Annotated in this window: 5 protein-coding genes; 2 read left to right on the forward strand and 3 right to left on the reverse strand. The window is 74.9% G+C overall.

The window, feature by feature from the left end:
* The first annotated feature begins 39 nt into the window (after positions 1 to 39).
* The gene (locus ABEA26_RS16940) at positions 40 to 717 is read left to right on the forward strand and encodes a hypothetical protein (RefSeq protein ID WP_345593221.1); all 678 of its coding nucleotides are present in this window, start codon (positions 40 to 42) and stop codon (positions 715 to 717) included.
* Between the two features lie 80 nt (positions 718 to 797).
* On the opposite strand, the gene ABEA26_RS16945 is transcribed toward ABEA26_RS16940, so the two are convergent.
* Positions 798 to 2,405, reverse strand: coding sequence for an AMP-binding protein (locus ABEA26_RS16945; RefSeq protein WP_345593222.1), 1,608 nt, complete (start codon positions 2,403 to 2,405; stop codon positions 798 to 800).
* On the reverse strand, positions 2,402 to 4,075 hold the full coding sequence (locus ABEA26_RS16950) for an AMP-binding protein (protein ID WP_345593224.1): 1,674 nt from the start codon (positions 4,073 to 4,075) through the stop codon (positions 2,402 to 2,404). Before ABEA26_RS16950 ends, ABEA26_RS16945 begins: the two co-directional genes overlap by 4 nt.
* A 184-nt stretch (positions 4,076 to 4,259) precedes the next feature.
* Between ABEA26_RS16950 and ABEA26_RS16955 the strand changes: the two genes are divergently transcribed.
* Entirely contained in the window at positions 4,260 to 7,109 is a 2,850-nt protein-coding gene (locus tag ABEA26_RS16955; RefSeq protein ID WP_345593226.1) for a helix-turn-helix transcriptional regulator, read from the forward strand.
* Positions 7,110 to 7,923: 814 nt separating this feature from the next.
* Here ABEA26_RS16955 and ABEA26_RS16960 read toward each other — a convergent pair.
* The gene (locus tag ABEA26_RS16960) at positions 7,924 to 11,787 is read right to left on the reverse strand and encodes an nSTAND1 domain-containing NTPase (protein ID WP_345593228.1); all 3,864 of its coding nucleotides are present in this window, start codon (positions 11,785 to 11,787) and stop codon (positions 7,924 to 7,926) included.
* Between the last annotated feature and the right edge of the window lie 289 nt (positions 11,788 to 12,076).

A 12,076-nucleotide genomic window follows, 5' to 3' on the forward strand; every position in this document is an offset into this window, starting at 1 on the left:
GTGGGTAGCCGAGGACCGTCAAGAGAGGACGATGGGGCCATGTCCGAGACCATCTCGGTGTGCTGCACCTCCTGCGGGTGCCGGCACCGCTACACGGCACCGTCGTACCCCTGCGCGTGCGGGGCGCCCGTCGCCCCGGAGCTCGATCCGCGCGGCAGCGCGACCGCGGTCACCCACCGGGCGTGGGACGAGGAGTGGATCGGCGTGCGCTGCGCGGCCTGCGGGGCCGAGAGCCGGTGGCCGCGGCCGGAGCTGGGCTGCTCGTGCGGGACGGTGCTGTGCGTGCCGGTGGACCGCACGGCCGCGGGCCGGTCCGGGCGCACCCCCGGGTCGCGGGTCCCGGCCCACCGGGCCGTCCCGATCCGCGCCGCCCGCGACGCGGTCACCGCCGCCGTCCTGTATCTGCGCGGGCTGGGCCACCGGGACGTCCGCCGCGCCGAGCAGCGGCGCATGTCCGGTATCGGGCTGGCCGCGCCCGGCATCGTCGTCCAGGTGGATCCGACGGTGGGCCCGGCCTCGGTGCGGGACGTGGAGTGCCTGTGGCTGACGGCCATGGCGGAGTCCGCGACCTGCGTCCACTTCTCCCTCGCCGGATACACCGAGGAGGCCCGCGCCCGCACCGACCTGCTGGGCGTCCCGCTCTTCGTCCTGGACCCGACGGGCGTCCCGCGCCCGGCCAACGCGCCGGCCGTGACGCTGGACGCCACGGCCGGCTGACCTCCCTCCCCGTACGGCCCGAGCACCAGAGAGCCTTCGCTCCGAGGGCCTTCGCTCCGAGGGCCTACTCGCCGTACGGCCTACTCGCCGTACCGCTCCCGCAGCTCGATCTTGCGGACCTTCCCCGAGACGGTCATCGGGAAGGAGTCGAGGATTTGGAGGCGGCTGGGCACCTTGTAGTGGGCCAATTGCCCGTCGCAGTGGGCGCGCAGCTCCTCCAGGGTGAGCGGGTCGGCCGCGTCGCGCGGGATGACGCAGGCGAGGACCTCCTCGCCGTAGCGCTCGTGCGGTACGCCCACGACCTGGACGTCCGCGATCCTCGGGTGGGCGTAGAGGAACTCCTCGACCTCACGCGGGTAGATGTTCTCGCCGCCCCGGATGATCATGTCCTTGATGCGGCCCACGATCTCCACGTAGCCGTCGTCGCGCATCACCGCGAGGTCCCCGGTGTGCATCCAGCGGCCCGGGTCGATCGCCTCGGCGGTCTTCTCCGGCTCCTCCCAGTAGCCGAGCATCACGCTGTAGCCGCGGGTACGCAGCTCGCCGGCGTCCCCCCGGGGCAGGGTCACGCCGGTCACCGGGTCGACGACCTTCACCTCGATGTGCGGCAGGACCCGGCCGACGGTGCCGGTGCGGTGTTCGAGGTCGTCGTCCATCCGGGTCTGGAGGGAGACCGGGGAGGTCTCGGTCATGCCGTAGCAGATGGAGACCTCCTCCATGTGCATCTCGGCGACCACCCGTTTCATCACCTCCACCGGGCAGGGCGAGCCCGCCATGATGCCGGTGCGCAGGGAGCTGAGGTCGTACGAGGCGAAGTCCGGGTGGTTCAGCTCCGCGATGAACATGGTCGGGACGCCGTACAGGGACGTGCACCGCTCCCGCTGCACCGCCTCCAGCGTGGCCGCCGGCTCGAACGACGGGCCGGGAATGACGATGCAGGCGGCGTGGGAGGTGATGCCCAGATTGCCCATGACCATGCCGAAGCAGTGGTAGAAGGGCACCGGCAGGCACACCCGGTCCTGCTCCGTGTAGCCGACCGTACGGCCCACCCAGTAGCCGTTGTTGAGGATGCTGTGGTGGGAGAGGGTGGCGCCCTTCGGAAAGCCGGTCGTGCCGGAGGTGTACTGGATGTTGACCGGGTCGTCGCAGCTCAGTTCGGCGGCCGCCGCGGTCAGTCGCTCCGGCGCCACCGAGGCGGCGCCCGCCGTCAGCGCGTCCCAGGACGGGTCGCCGATGTAGACGCTCTCGCGCAGTTCCGGGCACCGGCCGCGGACCTGCTCCACGATCGCCCGGTAGTCGCTGCCCTTGTGGGCGAGGGAGGCGACGAGCACGGTGATGCCGGACTGCTGGAGGACGTACTCCAACTCGTGTGCCCGGTAGGCCGGATTGACGTTGACCAGGATGGCGCCGATGCGCGCGGTGGCGTACTGGACGAGGACCCACTCGGGGCAGTTGACCGCCCAGACGCCGACCCGGTCGCCCTTGGTGACGCCCTTCGCCAGCAGTCCGCGCGCCACCTCGTCGACGTCCGTGCCGAACCGGGCGTACGTCCAGCGCCGTCCGGACGGCACGTCGACCAGGGCCTCGCGGTCCGGGTGAGCGGCGATCGCGCGGTCGAGGTCGGCGCCGATGGTGTCGCCGAGGAGGGGGGTGGTGCTGGTGCCGTGGGCGTAGGAGGGCTCGGTCACCGGAAGTCCTCCTCGCGGTACTCGTCCTGGGAGCCGGCCGCCGTCGCCTCGCGCAGTTCGATGCGGCGGATCTTGCCGGAGACGGTCTTGGGCAGGTCGCCGAACTCCAGGCGGCGGACGCGCTTGTAGGGGGCGAGGACCTGGCGTGAGTGCTCGAACAGCACCTTCGCGGTGTCCGTGCCCGGCTCCCAGCCGGCCGCCAGGACGATGTACGCCTTGGGCACCGCGAGGCGCAGCTCGTCCGGGGCCGGCACGACCGCCGCCTCCGCGACCGCCTCGTGCTCCAGCAGGGCGCTCTCCAGCTCGAACGGGGAGATCTTGTAGTCGGAGGCCTTGAAGACGTCGTCGCTGCGGCCGACGTAGGTGAGGTATCCCTCGGCGTCGCGGGCGCCGATGTCGCCGGTGCGGTAGTACCCGCCGGCCATCGCCTCGGCGGTGCGGTCGGGGTCGCCGTGGTAGCCGGTCATCAGGCCGACGGGGCGCTCGGACAGGTCCAGGGCGATCTCGCCCTCGGTGACGCCGGGTGCGCCGGTGACCGGGTCGAGGAGTTCGACGCGGTAGCCGGGGCCGGGGCGGCCCATGGAGCCGGTCTTCAGGACCTGGCCGGGGCTGTTGGAGACCTGGACGGCGGTCTCGGTCTGGCCGAAGCCGTCCCGGATGGTCACGCCCCAGACGCGGCGGACCTGCTCGATCACCTCGGGGTTCAGCGGCTCACCGGCGGCGACGATCTCGCGCGGCGGGGTGGCGAGCTGGGTCAGGTCGGCCTGGATGAGCATGCGCCACACGGTCGGCGGGGCGCAGAAGGTGGTCACCCGGGCCCGGGCCATCTCGGCCATCAGCCGGGCCGGGTCGAACCGGGTGTAGTTGTAGAGGAAGACGGTCGCCTCGGCGTTCCACGGCGCGAACAGGTTCGACCAGGCGTGCTTGGCCCAGCCGGGCGAGGAGATGTTCAGGTGGACGTCGCCGGGCTTCAGGCCGATCCAGTACATCGTCGCCAGGTGCCCTACGGGGTAGGAGACGTGGGTGTGCTCGACCAGTTTGGGGCGGGCGGTGGTGCCCGAGGTGAAGTACAGCATCAGCGGGTCGTCGGCGGCGGTGGGTCCGTCCGGGGCGAAGGCGTCGGAGGCCGTGTACACGTCCTCGTACGCCCGCCAGCCGGGCTCCGTCGTGCCGCCGGCCGCGATGCGGGTGTAGTCGCCGGGTACGTCGGCGAACTTGCCGGTGTCCTCGGCGCGGACGATCACGTGCCCGACCCGTCCCCGGTCCACGCGGTCGCGCAGGTCGGCGGGGCCGAGGAGCGGGGTGGCGGGGATGACGACGGCGCGGAGCTTCATCGCGGCGAGCGCCGTCTCCCACAGTTCGGCCTGGTTGCCGAGCATGACGAGGATGCGGTCCCCGGGGCCGACGCCCCACTCGCGCAGCCGGTTCGCGACCCGGTCGGAGCGGGCGGACATCTCGGCGAAGGAGACCCGGACCTCGGTGCCGTCCTCCTCGACGATGTGCAGCGCCGTGCGCGTGTTGCCCTCGGCGACGGCGTCGAACCAGTCCAGCGCCCAGTTGAAGTACTCGGGCCGGGGCCACCGGAATCCCTCGTGGGCGGCGGTGTAGTCCTCGCGGTGTTCCAGCAGGAAGTCCCGTGCGCTGCGGAACAGCTCCGTGGCCGTCGTCATTCGTCCTCCTCTGTGCCGGACCTCGACCGGCGGCTCTGTGCCGTCGTCCGATCCGTGATGTGAGTCTCATTACCACTCCCTGAAGACTGAACGGAAGTGAGTCGCCGCGCCAGGACTTCCCGCTCCCCGTAGTTCAATGGCCGTTGCCTAACATTGGCCGGGACACGACATACGGAGGGGAGCGGTGGCCGTGCGACGGGACTTCGCGGAGTCTGCCGGGTGCCGCCGCGACCTGGTCATCGGACGGGAGGAGTCGTGCGGCGCGGCGCGCGAGCAGCTCACCCGGGGCGGCAGTGTGCTGCTGCACGGGCCCGCCGGAATCGGGAAGTCGACCGTCCTGCGGACTCTGGCCGCCGAATACGCGCCCACCGCGCACACCGTGTTGCGCTGCTCGGCGACCGAGTCCGAATCCCATCTTCCCTTCCTCGCCCTCGCCGATCTCCTGGGCCAGGTCCTGGACGAGGTGGCGGACGCGCTGCCCGCCGCCCAGCGCACCGCGCTGGAGTCGGCGCTCATCGGCCGGGGCGAGTCCTCCCTCCAGCGCGACGGACTGGCGCTGCGGCTGGCCGTGCTCACCGTGCTGCGTGCGCTCGCCGCCGCGGGACCCGTCCTCGTCGTCGCCGACGACCTGCAGTGGCTCGACGCGGCCAGCGCCGAACTCCTCGGCTTCGCCGCCCGCCGCCTGGGCGACACTCCGGTACGGCTGCTGTGCGCGGCGCGGACCGAGGGTCCGGAGACGGAGGGCGCGGCGTACGACCGCCATCTGCGCGCGTCCCCGCCGGACACCCGCGCAGTGCGCCTCGGCCCGCTGACCCGCGCCCAGGTGTCGGCGCTGCTGGACGAACGCGGCTACGCGGGCCTGGCGCGTGCCACCGTCCGCGACATCCACCGCACCAGTGGCGGCAATCCGCTGTTCGCGCTGGAGCTGGGCCGGGCCCTCGCCGAGAGCCCCGCCCCACCCCGGCCGGGCGAGCCGCTGCCGGTGCCGACCTCGCTGCGCGCCCTGGTCCTGACCCGTCTGGAGATGCTGTCGGACGACGCGCGCCGCACCCTCCTGGTGGCCAGCGCCGGTGCCCGCCCCACCCCGGCCCTGCTGCACGCGGCCGGCCGGGAGAACGCCGAGGCCGAGACCGCCCAGGCGGCGGCGCTGGGGCTGCTGGCGACCGACCCGGAGGGTCCGGCCGTACGGTTCGCGCATCCGCTGATCTCGGCCGCACTGTACGCCGAGGCGCCGGCGCGGGAGCGGCGGGCCGCGCACGCCGCGCTGTCCACGGCGGCCTCCGACCCGATCGAACGTGCCCGGCACCTGGCCCTGGCGACCACCGGCACGGACCCGCAGGTGGCGGCCCGGCTGGCCGGGGCCGCCGCGCTGGCCCGGGACCGCGGGGCGCCGTCGGTGGCCGCCTCGCTGGGGCTGCTCGCGGCCCGGCACACCCCGGCGGACGGCGCACCGGGGCCGGACGAGCGCCGGCTGGCGGCCGCCGAGGACGCGATCACCGCCGGTGAGCCGGACCTCGCCCGGGACATCGCCCGCGAGGTGCTGACCCGGGCCGGCGCGCCCGGCGAGCGGGTGCGCGCCTGGATGGTGGTGATCGAGGCGGCCGGGCAGGCCATCGGCGAGGTCGACGCCGTCTTCCCGCAGGCCCTGGCCGACGCGGGGGACGCCCCGCGGCTGCTCGCCCTGGTCCACTACCAGCTGGCCTGGCGCTCTCTGGTGGTGCAGGGCGACTTCGCGCAGGGCCGCGAGGAGGCCGCGCACGCGGCCCGGCTCGCGGTGCGGGCCGGGGACCGGCGCACCGAGCTGCTCGCGCTGGCGCTCCAGGCGCAGGCGGAGACGCTGATGGGGCACCCGGACGCCCCGGCGACGATTCGGCGGGCGTTGGAGGAGCCGCAGGATCCGCGGGTGGCGTGCCATCACAACGGGGCCGGCTCGTCCAGGTTCCGGTGGCTGTTGATGAGCGACCGGCTGGCCGAGGCGCGGACCACGGCCACCGCGCTGCTGCGCGAGGTGCGCCGGCGCGGCATGGCCGAGAGCGAGGTCCACTACCTGCGCTTCCTCTCCGAGACCGAGTTGCACTCCGGGCACTGCGGCCGGGCCCTCGAACTGTCCCGGGAGAGCCTGACGCTGGCCCGGGACGCGGGTATCGGCGAGGGCGCGGGCGCGATGCAGGCCGCGCTGGCCGAGGCCGCCGGCGGTGACGTGGAACGGGCCCTGGCGCTGGCGCGGGAGGCGGTGCGGCGGGCCGAGGAGGACGGCGACGCCGTGTACCTGTCGCGGGCGCTGGCGGCGCTCGGCCACGCGAGCCTGGTGGCGGGCGACGCGCGGGCGGCCGTAAGGGCGCTGCGCCGGGTACGGGAGCTGGAGGCCGGCGCGGGCATCACCGACCCGGCGCGCGGCCGGTGGCAGGGCGACCTCGCCGAGGCGCTGGTGCGCACCGGGGAGCCGGCCGAGGCGCAGGACGTCATCGAGGTCACGCGCGCGCACGCGCTGCGGCTCGGGCGGGAGAGTGTGCTCGCCGTGCTGGACCGGGCCGAGGCCCAGGTGCGGGCGGCGCGGGGGGAACACCGGTCCGTCGTCACCCGGTTGACGTCGGCGCGGGAGCGGCTCGCCGGGCTGGGTTACGGCCTGGAGGAGGCGCGGGCGGCCTTCGCGCTGGCGGCGCTGCACGCCGGCCGGCCGGGGCGGGCACCGGGTCCGGCCCCGTACGACGAGGCGGCCCGGCTGTTCCGGCGCTGCCGGGCGCTGCCCTGGCTGCGGCGGGTGGAGGAGGCCGTCGCGGCGCAGGCGGCCGGACCACCGCCGCCCGCGCCGGCCGCCGTGCCCGACGGGCTGGCCTCTCTCGCCCCGATGGAGCGTCAGGTGGCCGCGCTGGTCATGGAGGGGGCGACCAACCGGGAGATCGCCGCACGCCTGTTCGTCAGCGTCAAGACGGTCGAGGCGACCCTGACCCGGGTCTACCGCAAACTCGGGATCCGGTCCCGGGTCGACATCGTCCGACTGGCGGCGGGCGGACACACCGGCGGGACCGAGTGAGCCGGGCGGACGGACTGGCCGAGCCGAGTGAGCCGGGCGGACACACCGGCGGGACCAAGTAAGCCGGGCGGACGGGTCGGGTGAGCGGGACGGGTGAGCGGGACGGTCGGTTCCGCCGGTTGGGGGCCGTCGGGTTTACCGGGGGCCCACCGAGGGTTTTCCCTGCCCGGCTCCCTTAGGGGCTTCCCTCATTGGGCGGTCCCCGCCGCCGGTTCTAGCGTGAGCACGTGCCGCTCGCCCGGGCATGCGGGAGTCTGTCCCGAGACCCCCGTGCCACCCCCCACGCCCGTGCGACCCCCCACCGGCAACCCTTGAGGAGACTCATGTCCGGGCTCATTCGCGTCGGACCGGCCGGATCCGCGTCCGGGTCGTCTCGCGGCCCCGCCCCGGCAGTTCCCTGAGGCCCGCGACTTCCTGGGTACCCCTCAGGTGCGGGACCGGGGGCGTTGCGAGCCTCCACGAGCGGCCCGCAACGCCCCCTTACCACGTCAGCCGCGTACCGTTCCGAAGCGGATGCCGTACGCGGCCTCCGGGTGCATCGTCGCCGGCATCCGCTCCCCCTCGGCCGCGACCTCGTCCCGCGTCACCCCCGGGGTTCACGTTCTGCGCCTGGAGCCCGACGAAATGTGCGACGGCCGGCCTCGGCGGGCATATCCGCGCGGCTCAGCAGCAGTTGCCGAGTCGGCGTGGCGCGGCCCAGGTCGCGGGTGCCGAGGACGGGGCCGTCGTTCGTGCCTTGGTCGTCATGCTGTGCACGGTAGCGGCGGTCGCGGACAGCTTCTGGCCGCGAGAGCGGCATCGTGGCGTCGTCCTTTCAGTCACCGGCACGGTGTGAACCGTCCCCGGTCCCTTCGCAGGTGCGCCGGTAGGTGAGCCGCGGGAGGAGGTCGTGCCAGGTGGCCGGGGTGAGGTCACCACCGGTCCGGGCGCAGACGTGACGGGCCGTCCGGTCCGGGTCGAGCGTCCAGAGCCGGGCCGTGAGGTCGTAGCTCGCGGAGGCGAGGCTGGTCCCGTCGGAGCTGAACGCGACCGAGGTGACCGTCTCCAGGTGGCCGCCGAGTTCGTGCCCGAAGGGTTCGGCACCGGCGGGGTCCGCGACGTTCCACAGGCGTACCGCGTGGTCCTCACCGCCGCTGGCGAGGGTGCGGCCGTCCGGGGCGAAGGCGACCGAGGTGACGCCGCCGCGGTGCCCGGCCAGTTCCCCGCCCAGCGGGCGGGCCCGGCCGGGGTCCGTGACGTCCCACAGCCGTACCGTGCGGTCGCGGCCGCCGGTGGCGAGAATGTGACCGTCGTCCGGGGAGAACGCCACCGAGTTGACCCAGTCGCCGTGGGCGGTGAGGGGTTCGCCCACCGGACGGACCCGGTCGCGGTTGCTCACGTCCCACAGACGGGCCGTCTTGTCCTGGCTGCCGGTGGCGAGGGTGCGCCCGTGGGGCGCGAAGGCCACGGAGGTGATCCAGTCCGTGTGGGCGACCAGGGGCTCGCCGAGGGGGCGTACGTCGTCCTTGCCGCGTACGTCCCACAGCCGCACCCTGCCGTCCGCGCCGCCGGTGGCGAGGGTGTGGCCGTCGGGGGCGAAAGCGACGGTGAGGACACCGCCCGGGTGGGCGTCCCGGAGGGTGCCGGCGGGCACGGGGCGGGTCGGTTCGGAGACGTCCCACAGCCGTACGGTGCCGTCCTCGGCACCGGCGGCGACCGTGCCGCCGTCCGGGGCGAAGGCCGCGGCCAGCACGGGGGCCTCGTGGCCGGTGAGGTGGCGTGGCAGCGGGCGTGGGTGTCCCGGCCGGCGGACGTCCCAGAGCCGGACCAGGGCGTCGTCCGTGCTGGCGGCGGCGAGCAGGCGGCCCTTCGGACCGTACGCCACGGAGGTGAGCGGGTTGGTGAAGTCGGTGAGGACGTTCTCCGGCAGATGCCAGACGCGGACGCTGCGGTCGGCGCCGGTGGTGGCGAGGGTGCGGCCGTCGGGGGCGAACGCCACGTCCCACAGGCCCTCCGTGTGCCCGGTCAGCGGCTCGCCCGTCTGCTGCGGGTACTCGGGGTTGGCCACGTTCCACAGGACCACGGTGTCGTCCTGCCCGGCGCTGGCCAGCGTGTGTCCGTCCGGGCTGAAGGCCACACCCCACACGGCGGCGGAGTGCGCGGTGAGCGGATCGCCCAGCGGGCGCGGGCCGTCCGTGCCGGACACCTCCCACAGGCGCACCGTCTCGTCGTAGCCGGCGGTGGCCAGGGTCCGGCCGTCCGGGGAGAACGCCAGCGTCCAGACGGCCTCCTCGTGTGCGCGCCGCGGCTCGCCGAGGGGGGTCATCCCGTCGGTGCCGTCCAGTCGCCACATGCGTACGGTCCCGGTGTGGCCGGCCGTGGCGAGGGTGCGTCCGTCGGGGGCGAAGGCGAGGTCGCGGACGCTGCGGGCGTCGGCGCGGGCCGGCTCGCCGAGTGGTGCGGGCCGGGCGGTGCCGTCCGGGTCCAGTGCGTCCACGTCCCACAGGCGGACGGTGCCGTCGTCGCCGGCGGTGGCGAGGGTGCCGCCGTCCGGGTCGAAGGCGACGGCGACGACGGACTGCCCGTCGTGGCTCACCAGGGGCGGGCCCACGGGTCGCGGCCGCGCGCGGTCGCGTCGTACGTCCCACAGCCGGACGGCCCCGCCGTGCCCGGCCGCCGCCAGCAGGGTGCCGTCGGGCGAGTACGCCACGGCACCCACCGGACCGCCGCTGATACGCAGCGGCTCGCCCAGGCTCGCTCCGTCGGGGTCCGGTCCCGCCGTGTCCGGCCCCGCGGTGTCCCACAGCCGTACGGTGCCGTCGTGGCCACCGCTGGCGAGGGTGCGGCCGTCGGGAGCGAACGCCACGGCGCTGCCGATGCCCTCGTGCCCGGGCAGCCGGGTGGACAGCACCCGGCCCGCGTCCGCGGTGAGCCGAGTGACCAGGTCGGGGGTGGAGCGCATACCGAGCGCGGCGACGTCGAGCCGGGCGGTCAGCGCGGTGTTGGTGGCACGCAGCCGGTCGGCCTCCGCGGTGATCCGGCCGAAGACGGCGTCGTCCCGCTCGGCCTGCGCCGCGGCCCGTGCCCGCAGGGCGACGACGGCGGTGCCCGAGGCGACCAGTAGCAGCAGGGCGAGGGCGGCCGACAGGCCCCGCCGGAGCCATGTTCCGCGACGCCGCCGGCCGAGCGAGGCAGCCAGGAATTCGCCCTCCACCGGAGTGAGTTCCGCACTCCGATGGTCCTGCGGGAAGGCGTCGTGGGCGGCGGACAGGCGCGAGCCCGCGTAGAGCGCGGCGCTCTCCCGGCCGAGGGCCAGCCAGGTACGGGCGGCCCCGGAGAGCGCCCGGTGGACGCGCAACCGGTCGCGTTCGGCGTCGATCCAGCCGCGCAGCCGGGGCCAGGCCGTGATGAGGGCCTCGTGGGCGAGCTCGACGGTGCCGTCGTCGAGGATGAGCAGCCGGGCCTTCACCAGCCGGTCCAGCACGTCACGGCTGCCGTCGGCGTCGCCGAGGTCGAGTTCGGCGTGTTCGGCGGGCCGCCGGGTGTCGGGGGTGCCGTCGCCCGGCGCGACGAGCCGCAGCAGGACGCGGCGGGCCAGGTCGGCCTGGGACGCGGTGAGTTCGCCGTACACCTCCTCGGCGGTGCGGACGACGGCGCCGCGCAGCCCGCCGGCCGCCTCGTACGCGGACTCGGTCAGGGTCCGGCCGGTACGGTGCCGCCAGGTCTCCAGCAACGCGTGCGACATCAGCGGCAGCCCACCCGGCGCGTCCTCGACCTCGTCGACCAGCCGTGCGGTCAGGGCGCGTTCGACGACGAGTCCGGCCGCGGCGGCCGGACGGACGACGGCCTCCCTCAGCTCCTCCCGGCACATCGGACCGGCGAGCAGGGTGGCGTCCTGCAACGCGGCGGTCAGTCGGGGGTGTTCGGCGCACCGTCCCAGGAAGTCGGCGCGTACGGCGATCACCACCCGCACCGAACTGCCGGGGGCGGTGGCGTCGAGCAGCCGGTCGACGAAGGCGTTCCGCTCGGCCGGGTCCGCGCAGAGGGTGTACAGCTCCTCGAACTGGTCGACGATCAGCCAGGTGTCCGCGTCCGTGTCCGGCACGGGGGCCAGCCGGTCCGCGTGGGTGCGCCACGGGTTCGCGCCGGGGGTGAGGATGCGTACGGCCGCCGGTGTAGCGGGAGCGTCCTGGCCGGCCGCGGGCGCACGCAGGCGGGGGATCAGGCCGGCCCGCAGCAGGGAGGACTTGCCGCTGCCGGAGGGGCCGAAGACGGCGGTGAAGCGGTGCCGGCGGGCCAGCCCGGTCAGCCGGTCCACGAGCCGGTCGCGCCCGAAGAAGAGGTCGGTGTCGTCCGGTTCGTACCGCGCCAGGCCCCGGTACGGCGGTCGCGTGTCCTCGTCCGCGGCGGCGAGGGCGGCGGCCTGTGCGCCCGTCTCGCGCCAGCGCCGCTCCCACTCCTCGGGGTCGCCGCCGCAGACGTCGACGTAGGCGAGGGTCACCGCGAGGGTGGGGAGTTGCCGGCCGGCCGCCGCCTGGGACAGCGCGGTCACCGAGAACGGGACCTTCTCCGCCATCGTCCGGTACGTCGGACGCCCCACCGACTCCCGCAGGGCGCGGAGTTCCGCGGCGAACCGCTGCACCGGTCCGGCCCCCGGGTCGACCCGTCGCTCCCGGCGTCCCACTCCGCGTCCGCTCACGTACTGCCGCCCGCCCCGTTGTCGCTCTCGGTCTCCGTCCGGGCGCCCACGGTAGGGACCCGCTGGACGCGGCGGCAACCGGACAGGTGTTCACCGGGGGGTGGTGCGCGGGGAGTTCAGGCACCTTCACCGGGGCTCCTCATCGTTCCGCGCCCCTTCCGCGCCGGCCCACGCCGTTCCGCGCCGGCCCACGCCGTTCCGCGGTGTTCCACGCCGTTCCACATTGTTCAGGGCCGCGTCCGGGCTGCTGAACAACGGTGGGCCGCGGTCGAATCGATGGCCGGGGGAG

The organism is Streptomyces marokkonensis, assembly GCF_039539045.1.
GTDB lineage: Bacteria > Actinomycetota > Actinomycetes > Streptomycetales > Streptomycetaceae > Streptomyces > Streptomyces marokkonensis.